The organism is Agrobacterium sp. ST15.16.055 (assembly GCF_027956555.1).
Lineage (GTDB): Bacteria > Pseudomonadota > Alphaproteobacteria > Rhizobiales > Rhizobiaceae > Agrobacterium > Agrobacterium salinitolerans.
Genome location: NZ_JAQKGN010000006.1, coordinates 46,017 through 61,487 on the forward strand (window position 1 = coordinate 46,017; position 15,471 = coordinate 61,487).

Sequence of the window (15,471 nt, forward strand, 5' to 3'; positions counted from 1 at the left end):
GCGCCTACCATCGCGCCTGAGAGGTTAGAGCCGCCTTCTCAATGCGCGGCCTTGCCCGCCTGATTCGCCATAGCCATTCTCGATGCGCTGATCAGGAGCTTGCGTTCGGCGCGCTCCTGCTGCGGGGTGCGGTTATAGATTTCGCGATAACACTTGGAAAAATGCGAGGCGGAGACGAAACCGCAGGCGACGGCGACTTCGACCACCGGCATGGCCGATTGCACCAGCAGGTGGCGGGCGCGGTCGAGGCGGATTTCGAGATAATAGCGGGCGGGCGAGCGACCCATCTCCTGGCGGAAGAGGCGTTCCACCTGCCGGCGCGAAAGATCGGCCGCGTCGGCGATGTCGAGCAGCGACAGCGGTTCGGCGAGATTGCCTTCCATCAATTCGATGATCGACAGGACCTTGCTGTTCTGGACGCCGAGGCGGGCGCGCAGCGGCAGGCGCTGACGGTCATTGGGACTGCGCACCCGGTCGGTCAATTGCTGTTCGCAGACGCGGTTGACGAGGTTTTCACCGAAATCCTGGCCGATCAGGCTCAGCATCATGTCAAGCGAAGCCGTGCCGCCGGCGCAGGTGTAGATGTTGCTATCGACTTCGAAGAGGTCGGCATAGACTTCCACCTGCGGGAAGGCCTCGGAAAAACCGGGCAGGTTCTCCCAGTGGATCGCGCAACGCTTGCCGTTCAAAAGGCCGGCCTGTGCCAGAATATGGGCGGCGGTACAGAGGCTGCCTATGGCGATGCCACGATTATAGGCTTCGCGCAGCCAGGCGTTGACGGACTTGTTGATGTGTTGGTCCACATCGATGCCCGAACAGATGATCGCCATTTCCGGGCGGTTTTCGCCGCTGACGTAACGCCGCTCATCGGCAAGACAGGTGTCGGCCTCCAGACAGATGCCGCTTGATGACATGACCTTCTGGCCATCAAGCGAGGAGAGGCGCCACTCATAGGCCTGATAGCCCAACATTCGGTTGGCGATGCGAAGCGTTTCAACCGCTGCAGCGAATGGCAGCATGGTAAATTGCGGAATGAGAAAAAAGACGATTGAGCGTTTCTTCTGGGAGTTCCTGCTCATTTGCCCGTGCTCCGTTGCGAATACGCAATTCCTCTCTTGGAATTGGTCTTCTGGATGTCCTGCCTACGACATCTTTAACGAAAAATACGCCGTGGAATCGGGGCTGTCAAAAAATCGCTTTTGAAATATGCAAATTTTGCGACAAGTCTTAAAAAAAGGCGGTGTGTCGCATGTAAAACAGGCAGGCTGTTTTGCGCGCTCGTCCTTGCACTAGACGGGTTGGCGGGGATGGCTCGCACATCTGAAAACGTTGCGAGCCATCGTTTGAATGTCATCTGCGGATGACGTTTATGCGGCTGTTGTCCGTCGTCGGCCATCCGATATCCTTCAATGTTTCAGGAGGCAGTGCTTCCAGTGCACGAAGCATTTTTTCGCGACGCCATGCCGCATAACGGGTGGAAACATGGTCGGACAGGCGATGAAGCCAGCCGCTGGATGACGGACGGTGCGAGGAACGGTTCGCCACCGGTAGATAATGTATCATGGTCATGTCTTGATCCTTTCCTGAACCCCGATCCTGTTTGCGATTTCTATAGTCGCCGCCGACGAGGCTCGATGCTCCCCGTCAATCGATGTCCCGGATGGTGCGCGCTTGTTGACATTCAATCAAACGAAATGATATCCATCTATAAATCAAAATATTTGAAGGTGCGTGCCATGACCGTGACTTTCCGCCAGCCGCTGCCGTTGCTGGATAACGACATATTGAGAACCTTCGTCGCCATCGCGGAAACGGGAAATTTCTCCACCGCCGCGGAAGTGGTGTTCAGAACGCCTTCCGCCGTTTCCATGCAGATCAAGAAGCTCGAAGAGCAGTTGAAAACGACGCTTTTCCTGCGCGACGCCCGCTCGGTGACATTGACGGCGCATGGCGAGACGCTTCTGACCTATGCGCGGCGGATGATTGCGTTGTCCAACGAGGCCGTGTCTCGTTTCGTCATGCCCGAGCTTTCCGGCGTCGTCCGTCTCGGCGCGCCGGAGGATATTGGCGAGCGCGGCCTGCTGCCGGGCATTCTCAAGCGCTTCGCCGAGGCTTTCCCCGGCATCATGATCGACGTCACCATCGATTCCAGCTCCAATCTCTACAAGCGCATGGATGAGCAGAGGCTCGATCTCGCCCTCGTCAACTGCGCCTCCCATCCCTTGCGGGATACGGGCGAGGTGCTGATGCGCGAGCGGCTTGTCTGGGCAGGCGCCAAATGCGGCGCCGCCTATTTGCGCGATCCGCTGCCCATCTCCATCTGGGAAGACGGCTGCATCTGGCGTTCGGAAGCGATTAATTCGCTGGAAAAGCGAGGGCGCAATTTCCGGGTAGCCTATCTCAGCGGTCATACCATGGCGCAACGTGCGGCGATTGTCGCCGATCTCGCCATCGCGCCGCTGCCGCGATCTTATGTGCAGAACGACATGGTCATTCTGGGCGAGAAGGAAGGCCTGCCGGAGCTTGGGTGTTTCGATATCCGCCTGATCATGGGCGACAAGGCGTCCCGTCCTGTTCTTGCCGTCGCTGAAAGCATTCGCAATGCGTTTCTCGAGGTTGCCAAGGCGGCTTGAGGCCTCGGGAGTACGCGGCGGCCATGGCCCGTCGCGCGGCCAGAATGGCGGTTTTTAGAGTATTTTTGGCGCATTTCCGGACGGAAACCGGGGTCCGCTTTTCCCGGAAATGCTTTAGCCAGCCCTTGAATCCGGCGATGCAGAACGGTCCGCTGCGCCGGTTTGCCAGCTTCCACGTTTGACCAGCCAGTCGGCCGAATTCTGCAATCCGCCGAAGGGAAAGACGTGAATTTGCCGTATCGGCCCTTGCGGATTGGCCTGCCAGTGCCGCTCAATCGGCCCGACGATGCTTTCCGGCGAGTGTCCTCTGGCAAGCGTCGTCAGGGAAAGCGCGTTTTTCTTCAGATAGGCAATGGAATTGCCGACGCCGCAGAGTGCTGCATATTTCAAGAGCGTCGTGATTTTGGCCGGGCCGGAAACGCCGATATGCACCGGGAGCTCAATGCCAGACGCGATAAGCCCTTCCGCCCAGGCGATGAAACGGGCGGGATCAAAACCGAACTGCGTGACGATGCGCATGGCGGCATCGCTTCTTTCCGCAAAATCGCGTTTCAACCGGAGTGCGGCCATTGCCGTGTCGTCGTTGAAGTCCGGGCTGCCTTCGGGGTGGCCGGCGATGGCAATCTGATTTATGCCGCAACGGTCGAAAATGCCGGTGGACAACATGTCCATGCTGGATGCGAAGGGGCCGACCGGCCGTTCGACGCCGCCGCCGACAACCAGAACATCTGTTACGCCCGCTTCTCCGGCAAGCCGTCTGACCTGTTCTACAAACGCCGCGCTTGAAGGGATGCGTCGTGCTGCAAGATGCGGCACCGGTTCGTAACCGAAGTCGCGCAAATGCGCTGCGGCTTCAACGAGCCTTTCCTGCGAGGCTGCTCCGGTGTCGGTGAGATAGACGCGCACGCCCTGCGGAAAAAGGCCAGCAAGGTCGGTCGCGCCAAGCACCTGCGCGGGCGAGGCTTCGATGGAGGCGGGAATGATGGGAGCAGCGGAAATATCGGGCAATTTGTGCGTGATCCTTTTTATTACCATGCACCTATTTCGCGGCGAAGTCTGTGCCTGTTGCGGCAAGACAGGCTTGCATCTGCGACGAAGCTCGCCTCCACATTCATTGACGTGCGGTTTTACCAGATTCGTTTCGTCAGGCCATTCCACAGCCAGGTCCAGATGGTTGGCGGGAAGCGCAGTACCGATTTGCCGGGCGAAGGCGGCTGCGGCGCAAGGCTGCCGGAAAGGGCGTCCTCTATGGCGCTGACGGCGATATCCACCGAAGCGGCGGTCAAGAGCAGCGGATAGGTGGCAATCGTGTCGGAAGGCGAGGGTTTCAGCCGCTTTTCGTAGAGCGTGGCGCCGGTATCCACACCCTTGTCGACCAGATGCACGGTCGCGCCGAAATTGCCGCGGTCCCTTTCCACCAGTGCCCAGTAACCGCCCATCTGGCCACGATATGCGGGGTTGATGCCGGCGTGGAAATTGATGACCGGGCAGTGCAGGGCTTGCAGCGTGGCTGGCGTCAGCAGGCGGCAGGAAATGGTGAAGATCGCCGCCGGTTTCAGCAGATTGGCGGCGTTGCGGCATTCTTCATCGTTGAGCGAGGCGAATTGCGTGACGGGAAGGCTGTGGTGGAGATCGGCGGAAAGACCGTGTTCGGCGATGATCTCAGCGCTTCTACGCACCGTGAAGCGTTTGCCGAGCCGTGAGGCGATCATCGTCGCCATCTGGCCTGCGGCGATTATCCAACCCAGTCGGCGCGCACGCCGCCGGAAAATCACCGACTTGCTTTCCGGCTGTTCCATGAAAACATGGATATCGGGAAATCGTGTCGCCAGCGCATTGATCATGACATTGGGGTTTGCGCCCCCGGCCGTCATCACCAGAAGCCGATTGTTGAAGTCAGTCATATCACCCACGGGATTTTCCTAAGCCATGATCCAGATGCCGAGTTTCACGCGTGAACTTCAAAACCATGTTAATTTTCATCGACGGGATTTTTTGAAATGCCGCTGGAACCGTTTTTTCGGACTCACGTTATTGTGACGCATATCACATCGGCGCTTGCCTTTGGACGGCAAGGCATAGGGGAGTAGTTTCACATGATTACACGTATTCTTTCGACCGTTTTCGTGGCCTTGCTGACCGTTGTCACCCTGAGTTCCTGCGGCAACACCATTCGCGGCATGGGCCGGGATACGGCAAACGCCGTTGACGCGACGCAGGATGCCGGCCGCAGCGTGGACCGCGCAGCGCGCCGTTAATCGACTCCCCTCCCGGAAAGGCGTTGCCCGAAAACCAGGGCGGCGCCTTTTCTTTGACCGAATTTCCCTGCGAATGTTCGCCTGATGAGAATCAAAGGGGCGGGCATGATTTTATCGATGAAGAAACTGGCGCAGTTGCTGCTGCCGTTGCTTTTGCCATTTTCCGCGCAGGCCGGCGGGCAGGCGGATTTCTGCAAGGCCATCGACCATGCGGGTGGGCGCTATATCGTCTGCAGTTTCGATCCGGCGAAGAATACCATCCGTATTTATGATCGCGACCATATCTCCGGGCAGGGATATCGGAATTTCGCCGATCTTTCTTCAGCCCTGTGGCGCCAGCATGTGTTCAGCATCTTCGCCATGAACGGCGGCATGTATCATTCCGACTATTCGCCGGTCGGCCTCTACATTGAAAATGGGGTGGAGCGCTCATCGATCAGCACGCGGGGCGGCTGGGGCAATTTTCACCTTCTGCCGAACGGCGTGTTTTATCTGAAGGGGGACAAGGCTGGCGTATTGGAAACCGGGGCCTATCTGGCGGCGGATCCGAAACCGGATTTCGCTACGCAATCCGGGCCGATGCTCGTCATAGACGGCGCGCTGCATCCGCGCTTTCTGCCCGATAGCGACAGTCTGAAGCGGCGCAACGGCGTCGGCGTTTCCCGCGACGGCATGGTGCATTTCGCGATTTCGGAAAATACCGTGCGATTTTACGATTTCGCCACGCTGTTCAGGGATGTGCTGGATGCGCCGAACGCGCTCTATCTCGACGGCACGATCTCAAGCGTCGATATTCCCGCGATGAAAAGGCGGGACTCGCTCTTTCCGATGGGGCCGATTATCGCTGTTGTCGACAGGGTGCCGGACTAGGCGGGCCGATCAGATCGGCGCCTTGGGATAGGCTTTTTCGAGACCGGCCGATGCCGTCAACCCCTTGCGGAAGGCGATATAGGCGGGGTGCTGGCTGGCCCTTGCGGTTTCGGTGATGCGAATCTGCAGTCGGGCAGGGGCATTGCCGCCAAGCCATTCGCCCGCCGTTTCCAGTTTCAGGCTGTTGAGGAAACGGGCATTGGCCTGCCGGTCGAGATAAAGATTGAGGCCGGCCAGCAGGTTTTCGTCCTGCAGGGCGTTTTCCATCAACAGCAGCACCCAGGCTTTATCCTCACTGCCAAGCGAAGTGAGTTTCGACGCGACCGTTTCGCGATCAGGAAAGGAGGATGCCTGCTGCATGGAAAGACTCGCATCGTTGTCGTTGCCAACGTCGATAAAGCAGCAATCGCGGCCTTTCAAGACTCGGCGCTTCGGCGAAAGAAATTCGACTCTAAGGTGTTTTGCCGAATGAGTTTTCAACAGGCGTTTGTGGGAAAGCTTTAAATAACGGTTACACTTTAGCCTAAATTGCGGCGATCGCCAAAATGGCGCTTAAACACACATCGCGCTAACACCTTGTTTTTTCACATACCTATGCATACCGCGAATGGCAGCCTGTCAAAAACGCCTTCATTTAGCCGCTTTTTGCATTTGCCTTCGCCGCCGGATTTTAATAAATGCTTGGCTCAACGGGCCGGGTCTTGAAGATCCCCCGGAGAGTGAATAGCTGGAGTAATCATGGAAGAAACCGCTCAGAAATCCTGCTGGGGCGTCACTTTGCGCGCACTTGCAGGCTTTGCCGCTTTTCTCGCATTGACATACATTTTTGGCAGCCCATAAGCACTTCTCCTGAATGACGGGTTTTGAAACGGCGCGGTTTTCCTCTGGAAACCGTGCTGTTTTCGTTTCCGGGACGCTCATGTCGCAGCTGCAAAAGCCGGTGCCGCTCTTTTGTGGCGATCCGTTGCAGCTTTGGATATGATGCGGCGGAATCCATGACGCAGGGTATATTTCATGTTTCTTTCGGTTTTCGACGTCTTCAAGATCGGTATTGGTCCTTCCAGCTCCCATACGATGGGGCCGATGACGGCTGCAAACCGCTTTCTGGCGCTGATCCTCAGCGATGAGTGGCCGCGTCCCTCGGGTGCCGCCGTGGCGCAGCTGAAGGTCAGCCTGCACGGGTCTCTCGCCTTTACCGGCATTGGCCATGGCACCGGGCGTGCCGTCATCCTCGGCCTGACCGGCGAGCGGCCGGACCTTGTCGATCCCGATGCCATGGATGCGATCATCGACACGGTAGAAAAGGCGGGCACGGTCACACCGCCCGGTCACCCGTCCTATCTGTTCCATCCGGCCGAGGATCTGGTCTTCGACAAGAAGAACCCGCTGCCCGGCCACGCCAACGGCATGACTTTTTCCGCCTTCGACAATCAGGGCAGGCTTCTCATCAAGCGCATCTATTATTCCGTCGGCGGCGGTTTCGTCGTGACCGATACGGAACTGGAGGCGATCAAGCAGCGCGGCAAGACCATCGATAACGGTCCGCGCGTGCCTTATCCCTTCGGGACGGCGCGGGAAATGCTGGATATGGCGGCCCGTTCCGGCCGCACCATCGCCCAGATGAAGCGCGCCAACGAGGAGACGGTGGTTTCCCGCGAAGAACTGAACGAGCGTCTCGACCAGATCTGGGAAGCCATGAATGGCTGCATCGAGCGCGGTCTGAAAGTGGATGGCATCATGCCTGGCGGTCTGAAGGTGCGCCGCCGCGCCCGCTCCATTTACGAAAAGCTGAATGCGGAATGGCGCAGCAACCGGTTGAACCCGGTCATGGCCAATGACTGGCTGAGCGTCTATGCCATGGCCGTGAACGAGGAAAACGCCGCCGGCGGCCGTGTGGTGACCGCGCCGACCAATGGTGCGGCTGGTGTCGTTCCGGCCACCGTCAGATATTTCCGGCATTTCCATGAGGATGCGACGATTGACGACGTGCGGGACTTCCTGCTGACGGCCGCCGCCATCGGCGGCATCATCAAGCACAATGCCTCGATATCGGGCGCGGAAGTGGGCTGTCAGGGCGAAGTCGGATCGGCTGCTGCCATGGCGGCGGCGGGTCTTGCCGCGGTCATGGGCGGATCGCCCGAACAGGTGGAGAATGCCGCAGAGATCGCGCTCGAACATCACCTTGGCATGACCTGCGATCCGATCGCGGGCCTCGTGCAGGTGCCGTGCATCGAGCGCAACGCGCTTGGCGCCGTCAAGGCGGTAACAGCGGCTTCGCTGGCGCTGAAGGGTGACGGCCAGCATTTCGTGCCGCTCGATGCCTGCATCGAGACCATGCGCCAGACCGGCAACGACATGAGCGAGAAATACAAGGAAACTTCCACCGGCGGCCTCGCCGTCAACGTTGTGGAGTGCTGAGCGGGCAGGGCGGCAGGCGTCGTGCAGATGCTTGACGCCCGTCGCAAAAAGGCATTGATAGAGGCATGCCTCTACATCTCATCAAACTTTGCGTTGGCGCGGATTCAATCCAGGACTTGCGAGACTGGGTCGCGCACCGCGCGCTGACAGCAATTGCCGCTGGCCTTGAGCCGCACAGCGTCCACACCACCCGGATGATCCCAAAGCGCGTCGAGGAACTGCTGGAAGGCGGCTCTCTCTACTGGGTCATCAAGGGACAGGTGCAGGCGCGGCAGACACTTCTCGATATCCGCTCCTTCAAGGGCGAAGACGGTATTTCCCGCTGCGATCTCATTCTCGGCCCAGAGGTCATCGAAACCTCACCCGCGCCGAAGCGCCCGTTTCAGGGCTGGCGTTACCTGAAGGACGACGAGGCGCCACGCGATCTCGGCGGCGGCATGGGCGGCGAGGACATGCCTTCCGATCTCAGGCGGGAACTGGCGGAGCTTGGGCTGCTCTGACGCTTAACGGATTTGAACATGAAAAAGCCGGCATCCTTCCGGAGCCGGCTTTTTCGTTTGGGGAGACAGGTCGTTTGTTGGTTCAGTTGATGCCGCCGACCGCAGTGGTGGCACGACCATCCTGAATTTTCACCCAGCGGCCGGGATTGGCGGTGTCCTGGCGCTTCAGATAGGTATATTCGGTTTCCGACCAGTTCATGACCTTGTTGCGCATGTTGTCGAGAACAAAATCGCCACGATCGGTGCGGACGGTCAGAACGGCATGGCCTTCGCCATTCGGCTGCAGAACCACGGTGATCAGGAGGTTGGAGGCGGAGAAGCCCTTGTTCATCAGCATCTTGCGCTTCAGGAGCACAAAGTCTTCGCAGTCGCCGACCGTGGTGGGATAGGCCCAGCGTTCTTCGACGCCATAGATTTCCATGTCGGTCATCGGCGTGATGGTGGTGTTGACGGTGTAGTTGACGTCGAGCATCGTCTTCCAGCGCTCTTCGGTCAGCTTCATCGGGCCGTTGTCCAGCGAGGTCGGCTGGCATTCGCTCTGATAGGTCTGGCAGAATTCATAGTGGCCGATCGGCGGGTTGGCTTTGCCGATGACGCGCATGACGGCGGCCGGCGAGGCGCTTGCCTGATGCGCGAAGGCGCTGACGATGAATGCGATCAGAGTGAAAACGAAACGGTTGTTCTTGTTCATTGCTTGTCTCCCCGTGGTGAGGAGACATTCGCAGGTATATTTTGACCCGGCGGAAATTTGCGAAGCGCAATTTGAGCTTAAATTTCAGCAAATTAGCCGTTGTTTTGAACTGTATTCGAACTAGTTTTTATGCGTGTTTGAAGCAAATTTTATTACAATTTTACGCGTCTTGGCCTTAGGCTTTTGGTAGCCATCTAGACCGCTGTATTGACAGCGATTTTCCGCGTCCTGCGGTTTTCATGGCGGCGCGCGGCCGGTTCACGGCGCTCAAGGAAGTGGTGGATTTCCCGTTTCGGGATGGCTGTTTCAGGCTGGGACAGGCAGGAAAAAGCGGCAAAAAAACTTCAAAAAAACTGCATTTTTTCCGGAAAAAAAGTTTTGCGGAGCGCTTTTCGTCCCAGTTCGCGCGGCGGCTGACCTGAGCGAGGGCGCGAAATGGTCCGCGGCGCTGTCTCGGATCAGAGCCGGCGCGGTCATGGCGTGAAAACCGAAGTTCGGCGGAGAGAAGCAGAGAATGGAGCGGCGGACGCGATGAGCGATGTATGATCGTCACGCTGTCGCGAAGGGCAGAGCGTAGACTGCCACACCGCGATCACGGAATCTTCTCAATTATGAGACGATGGGGCGAGCGCAACGCGCGCTGAAGACGCCGCCGTATTCTTACGGGCGCAAAACCTGCCGCGTTCGATGGAACGTCCTAGAGAAATTCAATCAGCGCGTCGGGCGATTGCACCCGGTCGAATTCGACCGCGACGCCTTCCATGAAGTGGCGCACGATCTTGCCGCTCATATTCTTGCCGAGCTGGACCCGGCTTCCGAGCGGCGGCCGGTTTTCGATCTCAATGGCCGCACCTGACAGGGAAAGGTCGATCAGCCGGCAGGCGACGAGCACGCCGTCTTCCAGAACGAGCTGTGCCTTGGCGTTACGCGGCGTCAGACGGTCGTGGCGGCGGTCTTCCGGCAGGCCGAGCAATTGACGCTTGGCGATCCAGGCGAGCTGCGCGGCGAGTTTTTCCCGCTTGCGCTCCGGCGCGTTGATGGCGATGAGGAATCCGGATGCGATGAGTGATGTCACCGTGCCTTCGATCCGACCGATATGCTGGAGATAGGCGATGACGCGATCACCGCGGCGGGCAATGCCTTGGCAGGTGAACTGCGCCCTTTCGGCGGTCATCTCGGTTGCGGTGCAATCATATTCTTCATGATCGGGCAACATCAGACGGCCGGTGAAGGACACACGGACGGCGTCGTCGAGGTGAGCTTCCTCAACCGGACGCAGGATTTGGGCGGTGTTGGCCGAACGAGACGAAAACATGGGCAGCGCAATTGTAATGAATGATGACGGTAAGTTTCTACCTTGCGCGAGTTAACAGACTGTATTGTTTAATCTCTACAATTTTTCTGATCGGCAATATCGTTACAGTTCTGACGTATTTTTTTGAGATTCGGGTGCTGCCGGACCTCTCCTGGAGGGGCGGGGAGCGTTGGAACAGGTCCGTCAGCGGCTTTCGGCGCGCGGTGTATCGGCGGCCATCCCATTCACCGGATACCCTTCCGGCGCGATGTCCAGGAGCAGCAGGCGGCTGCTCTTTATGGACAGGCACTGGATGGGTGCGGCGAATTCGTGTCGCGGCCGCTCCGCAAGCAGCGCCCCGAGCAGCCTTGGGGCGGCGTCGGGATCGGTGCGCAGCGGCAGGAGCAGCATTTCGAATGCCAGCGGCGCCGCGCCATAGCTATCCTCCGCCTCGACATCGAAGACCACGGGTAACTGGTGGTGCAGGATGCCGCGCGCGACGCGGCAGGGGAAGACGGCGTTCGCCGGCTGCCATAACTCCGAAAACGGGCGATCCCGCAATTCCCGGCCGAACAGGTCGCAAAGACGTGTACCGGCAAGGCGGAAAAACGGGGTGTTCTCTCCCTTGTCCGTGAGGATAAAAAGATCGCCGAGGTGATGTTTCAGCTTTGCGGGATCGATGTCCTCGCGTCGCGGGGCCGATCGCTTGCCGCGCAGTTCATCCCAATAAGCGTATATCTCCAGTCCGGCCATGCTCTTCATAGCATCTCTCCATGTTCGTTTTTGGGACATCATGTCCATCCGAACGTCTGTATCTGGAGGTCTAGCGATTTTCGTGCCAAGTGGATTTATTAAGGTTAACAAAGGGTTGATATTGCCCGGTGGCTATAGTCGTGGCATCGGAGCGGCCATGTCGGGGAAAGCTCCGTCAGCACAATTCGATGGCGTCGCCTGTTATTTCAAGGCGAGCCCGCAAGCCGGACCGTCTGCGGCCCGGCGTCCTTGCCGATAGCGGTTTGGGCGTCGCGCGCTTCGAAGGCGGGACGGCTTTTTTTTCGTTCGGGCTTCCTATATTGCTCGGGGAACGCAAAATTCGACCAAGACAGGGATGGGATCATGTCCTACGGGGACGGCGAACAGCCGCCGGTTTCGGAAACGCCGGAGCCGAAAGACGACACGAACAATCCCGTCTTCAACTTGCCGTCGCTGCTGGTCGGCATTCTGGCCGCGCTGATCGTGGCTTATGTCGTTCCCGCCTATCTTCTTTCGGAGGAAGGCAATGGCTGGTTTATCTTCACCTTCGGCTTCATTCCGCTGCGTTATGCGGTGCCGTTTTCGCAGCAGGGTCTGGAATGGCTCTGGACACCGGTGACCTATTCTTTCCTGCATGGCGGCATCGAGCATATTCTCTTCAACGGATTGTGGCTCATGGCCTTTGGCGCGCCGGTTCTGCGCCGGATCGGAACAGTGCGCTTCGTGCTGTTATGGTGCATTTCCGCTGCCGTTTCCGCCTTCGGCCATGCGGCGCTGAACTGGGGCGATGTGACGGTGCTGATCGGGGCGTCCGGTGTCGTTTCGGCGCTGATGGGGGCGGCCTGCCGCTTTGCCTTTCCTGCGCGCGGTGGATATAGCGCCTCCTTCGGGCATCTGATGCCGAGACAGAGCATTCTCGGGGCGCTTTCCAACCGCACCGTGCTGATCTTCACGCTGATGTGGCTGTTCGGCAATGTGCTGATTGCGGTCGGCGTGCCGCTGTTCGGCGATGTCGGCGGCAAAATCGCCTGGGACGCGCATGTCTTCGGCTTTCTGCTCGGCTTCCTGTTCTTCGGGCTTTTCGATCGGCGACTGGTCTGAGCCGATCACGCTCCTTGTCGGCCGTGGCGCAAATTTGCTTTCGCGCGTCCCATCCGGGATTGCATTCATGCGGGCCTCAGCGCACCATATCCCATGATTTGCAACCGCCGGGGGAGACTGCGGCGCTGCGGGTCGCTGCAAAGAGGAGGAAGGCATGGCAACATTCGTAAAGGATCTTCTCGACCGCAAGGGCCGGGACGTCGTGACTGTCGGTCCGGAGGTCAGCATCGGTGAGGCGGCGGGAACGCTGCACGCTCACAAGATCGGTTCCGTCGTCGTGACAGACGCCGATGGCGTCGTTCTCGGCATCTTCACGGAGCGCGATCTCGTAAAGGCTGTGGCGGGCAAGGGCGCCGCCTCCCTCCAGCAATCCGTGTCGGTGGCCATGACCAAGAATGTCATTCGCTGCCAGCATAATTCCACCACCGATCAGCTGATGGAAATCATGACCGGCGGACGCTTCAGGCATGTGCCGGTTGAAGAAAATGGCCGCCTTGCCGGCATCATCTCCATCGGCGACGTGGTGAAGGCGCGGATTGGCGAGATCGAAGCCGAAGCGGAGCAAATCAAGGCCTATATTGCCGGGTGATTTCGTTCGCGACGCGAATCACGTCCCTCATTCCTGTGCTCGCCACAGGAATCTAGTCAGCCCAAGTCCTTGGGCTGAAAGGAGTCCCTCCGCCAAGCAGATGCGTCGGCTGGATTCGTGTGACAAGCATAGGAATGAGGGTCTCGCGCATCAGCGCCGGAATGCCTGCTGCATGCGCTCCAGTTCCGGAATGCGGGAGCGTGTTTCCTCATATCCCCGGTCGATGGCTTCACTGGCGCGATGGAATTCCGAGAGGCCGATATCGTTGATGCGGGGGTGAAGCATCAGGTCGGGCGGGTCGCCCGCCAGGCGCGAGCGCGAAATCCTGTCCTGAATGATGTTGAAGGCCTGCACCATGACGCCCGGCAGGCCGGGACGCGGCGGGCTTTCCACAGCCGGCGCAACGCCGCCATGCGATGGCGACGCGGAGTGCTTGACCACGGCGGAGCGGCCGAAAAGATCGTAATTCAGATTGACCGCGACGACCAGCGCCTGCTCATAGGCCCGGCAGACCGAAACCGGTACAGGATTGACGAGCGCGCCGTCGATCAGCGTGCGGCCGTTGCACTGCACGGGTTCGAAAATGCCCGGCAGCGCATAGGAAGAGCGCAGCGCGGTGACGAGATCGCCCTGGTGAATCCAGACCTCGTGGCCGGTGCGCAGTTCCGTCGCGACCGCGATGAAGGGATGGTCGAGGTTTTCGACGCGCAGGCCTTCCAGATGTTCCTGCATGCGCTTGGTCAGCCGCATGCCGCCGAAGAGCCCGCCGCCGCCGATGGTGAGATCGAGCAGGCCGGCAATGCGGCGCATCGTCAGCGAGCGGGCGAATTCTTCCAGCTCATCGAGCTTGCCGGCGAGATAACAACCGCCGACCAGCGCGCCGATCGAGGTGCCGGCGATCATGCCGATCTTCACCCCTGCCTCATCCAGCGCCCGCAGGACGCCGATATGGGCCCAGCCGCGCGCAGCCCCACCGCCAAGCGCGAGCGCTATGCGGTGCTTGTCGACGATCTGGGTGACCGGCGGTTCGTTGCCGAAGGCTTCGGGATTGCCAGCCGAAAGTTGATTGTGACGATTTCCCCATCCCAACATGACTGCACTCCCTGCCAGTTCCGTCAGGCTCCGTCCTATCCCCGGAACCCGCTATATTGGTAGCAAATTGGTGCGACCGATGGAAGGTAGCCGTTCAAGTTGCGGAATAGGTGGTCGCCGGATCGAAATGGCGGGTATCGTCGGTGATCTTCGTCACCGCCTGGCCGTCGGAGAGTTCGACTTTGCGATAAAAGCAGGAGCGGCGGCCGGTGTGGCAGGTCGCGTCATGGCCGGCGACGGAGACCTTCAGCCACACGGCGTCCTGATCGCAATCGGTGCGGAATTCCTTCACCGTCTGCAGGTTGCCGGAGGTCTCGCCCTTCTTCCAGATTTTGTCGCGCGAGCGGCTGTAGTAATGGGCGATGCCGGTTTCGAGCGTCAGCGACAAAGCTTCGGCGTTCATATGGGCAACCATCAGCAATTCGCCGTCACGCGCATCGGTGACCACGGCGGTAACGAGGCCGTGAGCATCGAATTTCGGCGAGAACAGGCCTGCGTTTTCGAGCACTTCCTTGTCCGCAGGCGCGGATGGAAAGGGAATGGACATGGTAACCCCGGAAAATGGCGGAACGATTAGCGGTTCCGCACCATGGTCATGAAGCGCACCTGCTCGGCCGGATCGTTCTTGAACGTGCCGGTGAAGCTGGTGGTCAGCGTCGTGGACCCCTGCTTGTTGACGCCGCGCATGGACATGCACATATGTTCGGCGTCGATCATCACGGCCACACCGCGCGGCTTCAGCGTTTCTTCGATCGATCTTGCGATCTGCGCGGTCATGTTTTCCTGCGTCTGCAGGCGGCGGCCGAAGATTTCGACGACACGGGCGATCTTCGACAGGCCGAGCACGCGACCGGCCGGAAGATAGGCGACATGCGCCTTACCGACGATCGGCACCATATGGTGCTCGCAATGGGAGAAGAAGGGGATGTCGCGCACCAGCACCACATCGTCATAACCGCCAACTTCCTCGAAGGTCGTGCCAAGCACGTCCTGAACGTTCAGCTCATAACCGGCAAAAAGTTCGCGATAGGCCTTGGCGACACGCTTCGGCGTATCCAGAAGTCCTTCGCGGGCGGGATTTTCTCCTGCCCAGCGCAAAAGAACGCGCACTGCTTCTTCCGCTTCGGCCTGGCTTGGGCGAGCTTCTGCCACGTCGGGTTTTGCGCCAGCGCCGGGGAAATTCTTCACGATCGCATCCATTCCGTCTCTCCCGATGCGGGTAAAGGCCGCACCTGAATTCGTTTTTCATCGCGAACTCATGTTCGCAGTTGC

General features: G+C 59.2%; 19 protein-coding genes. 8 read left to right on the plus strand and 11 right to left on the minus strand.

The genetic code is table 11. The features are described from left to right. Positions 1-38: 38 nt before the first annotated feature. Positions 39-1,079, minus strand: coding sequence for a GlxA family transcriptional regulator (locus tag PL599_RS22845; protein ID WP_077982085.1), 1,041 nt, complete (start codon positions 1,077-1,079; stop codon positions 39-41). 271 nt (positions 1,080-1,350) lie between these two features. Next, a complete protein-coding gene (locus tag PL599_RS11355; RefSeq protein ID WP_077982086.1) occupies positions 1,351-1,569 on the minus strand; it encodes a hypothetical protein in 219 nt (72 codons plus the stop codon). A gap of 125 nt (positions 1,570-1,694) precedes the next feature. On the opposite strand from PL599_RS11355, the gene PL599_RS11360 reads away from it, so the two are divergent. Continuing rightward, positions 1,695-2,633, plus strand: a complete 939-nt coding sequence (locus PL599_RS11360; protein WP_170985519.1) for a LysR family transcriptional regulator — start codon at positions 1,695-1,697, stop codon at positions 2,631-2,633. A 114-nt stretch (positions 2,634-2,747) separates the two neighbouring features. On the opposite strand, the gene PL599_RS11365 is transcribed toward PL599_RS11360, so the two are convergent. Together PL599_RS11365 and PL599_RS11370 are read right to left on the minus strand one after the other, a co-directional pair. Beyond that, the gene (locus PL599_RS11365) at positions 2,748-3,668 is read right to left on the minus strand and encodes a methylenetetrahydrofolate reductase (RefSeq protein ID WP_269825149.1); all 921 of its coding nucleotides are present in this window, start codon (positions 3,666-3,668) and stop codon (positions 2,748-2,750) included. 92 nt (positions 3,669-3,760) lie between these two features. Continuing rightward, complete coding sequence (locus PL599_RS11370; protein ID WP_269825170.1) at positions 3,761-4,537, minus strand: formyl transferase; 777 nt, start codon at positions 4,535-4,537, stop codon at positions 3,761-3,763. A gap of 192 nt (positions 4,538-4,729) precedes the next feature. On the opposite strand from PL599_RS11370, the gene PL599_RS11375 reads away from it, so the two are divergent. Both PL599_RS11375 and PL599_RS11380 read left to right on the plus strand, forming a co-directional pair. Further along, complete coding sequence (locus PL599_RS11375) at positions 4,730-4,891, plus strand: entericidin A/B family lipoprotein (protein ID WP_004442283.1); 162 nt, start codon at positions 4,730-4,732, stop codon at positions 4,889-4,891. Positions 4,892-4,996: 105 nt separating this feature from the next. Beyond that, positions 4,997-5,761 carry a phosphodiester glycosidase family protein gene (locus PL599_RS11380; protein ID WP_269825169.1) on the plus strand — a complete coding sequence of 255 codons (765 nt, stop codon included), beginning with the start codon at positions 4,997-4,999 and terminating at the stop codon, positions 5,759-5,761. Between the two features lie 9 nt (positions 5,762-5,770). Here the strand turns inward: PL599_RS11380 and PL599_RS11385 are convergent, their stop codons facing one another. Next, positions 5,771-6,121 carry a hypothetical protein gene (locus PL599_RS11385; protein ID WP_077982890.1) on the minus strand — a complete coding sequence of 117 codons (351 nt, stop codon included), beginning with the start codon at positions 6,119-6,121 and terminating at the stop codon, positions 5,771-5,773. A gap of 654 nt (positions 6,122-6,775) precedes the next feature. On the opposite strand from PL599_RS11385, the gene PL599_RS11390 reads away from it, so the two are divergent. Continuing rightward, positions 6,776-8,179 carry an L-serine ammonia-lyase gene (locus PL599_RS11390; protein WP_271359065.1) on the plus strand — a complete coding sequence of 468 codons (1,404 nt, stop codon included), beginning with the start codon at positions 6,776-6,778 and terminating at the stop codon, positions 8,177-8,179. Between the two features lie 65 nt (positions 8,180-8,244). Continuing rightward, on the plus strand, positions 8,245-8,679 hold the full coding sequence (locus PL599_RS11395) for a DUF1489 family protein (RefSeq protein ID WP_077982090.1): 435 nt from the start codon (positions 8,245-8,247) through the stop codon (positions 8,677-8,679). A gap of 82 nt (positions 8,680-8,761) precedes the next feature. Here PL599_RS11395 and PL599_RS11400 read toward each other — a convergent pair whose 3' ends face one another. Next, positions 8,762-9,370 (minus strand): transglutaminase-like cysteine peptidase, encoded by a 609-nt coding sequence (locus PL599_RS11400; protein WP_003523403.1) that lies wholly within the window; start codon positions 9,368-9,370, stop codon positions 8,762-8,764. A 239-nt stretch (positions 9,371-9,609) separates the two neighbouring features. Between PL599_RS11400 and PL599_RS11405 the strand changes: the two genes are divergently transcribed. Beyond that, entirely contained in the window at positions 9,610-9,792 is a 183-nt protein-coding gene (locus PL599_RS11405; RefSeq protein ID WP_269825147.1) for a hypothetical protein, read from the plus strand. 275 nt (positions 9,793-10,067) lie between these two features. On the opposite strand, the gene PL599_RS11410 is transcribed toward PL599_RS11405, so the two are convergent. Together PL599_RS11410 and PL599_RS11415 are read right to left on the minus strand one after the other, a co-directional pair. Next, positions 10,068-10,685: a PilZ domain-containing protein gene (locus PL599_RS11410; RefSeq protein WP_269825146.1), complete on the minus strand. Its 618-nt coding sequence runs from the start codon at positions 10,683-10,685 to the stop codon at positions 10,068-10,070. 183 nt (positions 10,686-10,868) lie between these two features. Further along, positions 10,869-11,426 carry a PAS domain-containing protein gene (locus PL599_RS11415; RefSeq protein WP_162520389.1) on the minus strand — a complete coding sequence of 186 codons (558 nt, stop codon included), beginning with the start codon at positions 11,424-11,426 and terminating at the stop codon, positions 10,869-10,871. A gap of 354 nt (positions 11,427-11,780) precedes the next feature. On the opposite strand from PL599_RS11415, the gene PL599_RS11420 reads away from it, so the two are divergent. Together PL599_RS11420 and PL599_RS11425 are read left to right on the plus strand one after the other, a co-directional pair. Then, entirely contained in the window at positions 11,781-12,518 is a 738-nt protein-coding gene (locus tag PL599_RS11420; RefSeq protein WP_269825145.1) for a rhomboid family intramembrane serine protease, read from the plus strand. Between the two features lie 154 nt (positions 12,519-12,672). Then, entirely contained in the window at positions 12,673-13,107 is a 435-nt protein-coding gene (locus PL599_RS11425) for a CBS domain-containing protein (RefSeq protein ID WP_080790547.1), read from the plus strand. Between the two features lie 150 nt (positions 13,108-13,257). Here PL599_RS11425 and PL599_RS11430 read toward each other — a convergent pair whose 3' ends face one another. The 3 genes from PL599_RS11430 to folE form a co-directional block, all read right to left on the minus strand. Further along, positions 13,258-14,199: a patatin-like phospholipase family protein gene (locus PL599_RS11430; RefSeq protein WP_077982095.1), complete on the minus strand. Its 942-nt coding sequence runs from the start codon at positions 14,197-14,199 to the stop codon at positions 13,258-13,260. Between the two features lie 94 nt (positions 14,200-14,293). Further along, positions 14,294-14,746, minus strand: a complete 453-nt coding sequence (hisI, locus tag PL599_RS11435) for a phosphoribosyl-AMP cyclohydrolase (protein WP_077982096.1) — start codon at positions 14,744-14,746, stop codon at positions 14,294-14,296. A gap of 26 nt (positions 14,747-14,772) precedes the next feature. Next, positions 14,773-15,399 carry a GTP cyclohydrolase I FolE gene (gene folE / locus PL599_RS11440; RefSeq protein WP_003495569.1) on the minus strand — a complete coding sequence of 209 codons (627 nt, stop codon included), beginning with the start codon at positions 15,397-15,399 and terminating at the stop codon, positions 14,773-14,775. Positions 15,400-15,471: the final 72 nt, after the last annotated feature.

Excerpts from the sequence above, each read along its gene's own strand:
- PL599_RS22845 (WP_077982085.1), bottom strand. The coding sequence starts at position 1,079 with ATGAGCAGGAACTCCCAGAAGAAACGCTCAATCGTCTTTTTTCTCATT.
- PL599_RS11355 (WP_077982086.1), bottom strand. The coding sequence starts at position 1,569 with ATGACCATGATACATTATCTACCGGTGGCGAACCGTTCCTCGCACCGT.
- PL599_RS11360 (WP_170985519.1), top strand. The coding sequence starts at position 1,695 with ATGATATCCATCTATAAATCAAAATATTTGAAGGTGCGTGCCATGACC.
- PL599_RS11365 (WP_269825149.1), bottom strand. The coding sequence starts at position 3,668 with ATGGTAATAAAAAGGATCACGCACAAATTGCCCGATATTTCCGCTGCT.
- PL599_RS11370 (WP_269825170.1), bottom strand. The coding sequence starts at position 4,537 with ATGACTGACTTCAACAATCGGCTTCTGGTGATGACGGCCGGGGGCGCA.
- PL599_RS11375 (WP_004442283.1), top strand. The coding sequence starts at position 4,730 with ATGATTACACGTATTCTTTCGACCGTTTTCGTGGCCTTGCTGACCGTT.
- PL599_RS11380 (WP_269825169.1), top strand. The coding sequence starts at position 4,997 with ATGATTTTATCGATGAAGAAACTGGCGCAGTTGCTGCTGCCGTTGCTT.
- PL599_RS11385 (WP_077982890.1), bottom strand. The coding sequence starts at position 6,121 with ATGCAGCAGGCATCCTCCTTTCCTGATCGCGAAACGGTCGCGTCGAAA.
- PL599_RS11390 (WP_271359065.1), top strand. The coding sequence starts at position 6,776 with ATGTTTCTTTCGGTTTTCGACGTCTTCAAGATCGGTATTGGTCCTTCC.
- PL599_RS11395 (WP_077982090.1), top strand. The coding sequence starts at position 8,245 with ATGCCTCTACATCTCATCAAACTTTGCGTTGGCGCGGATTCAATCCAG.
- PL599_RS11400 (WP_003523403.1), bottom strand. The coding sequence starts at position 9,370 with ATGAACAAGAACAACCGTTTCGTTTTCACTCTGATCGCATTCATCGTC.
- PL599_RS11405 (WP_269825147.1), top strand. The coding sequence starts at position 9,610 with ATGGCGGCGCGCGGCCGGTTCACGGCGCTCAAGGAAGTGGTGGATTTC.
- PL599_RS11410 (WP_269825146.1), bottom strand. The coding sequence starts at position 10,685 with ATGTTTTCGTCTCGTTCGGCCAACACCGCCCAAATCCTGCGTCCGGTT.
- PL599_RS11415 (WP_162520389.1), bottom strand. The coding sequence starts at position 11,426 with ATGAAGAGCATGGCCGGACTGGAGATATACGCTTATTGGGATGAACTG.
- PL599_RS11420 (WP_269825145.1), top strand. The coding sequence starts at position 11,781 with ATGTCCTACGGGGACGGCGAACAGCCGCCGGTTTCGGAAACGCCGGAG.
- PL599_RS11425 (WP_080790547.1), top strand. The coding sequence starts at position 12,673 with ATGGCAACATTCGTAAAGGATCTTCTCGACCGCAAGGGCCGGGACGTC.
- PL599_RS11430 (WP_077982095.1), bottom strand. The coding sequence starts at position 14,199 with ATGTTGGGATGGGGAAATCGTCACAATCAACTTTCGGCTGGCAATCCC.
- hisI (WP_077982096.1), bottom strand. The coding sequence starts at position 14,746 with ATGTCCATTCCCTTTCCATCCGCGCCTGCGGACAAGGAAGTGCTCGAA.
- folE (WP_003495569.1), bottom strand. The coding sequence starts at position 15,399 with ATGGATGCGATCGTGAAGAATTTCCCCGGCGCTGGCGCAAAACCCGAC.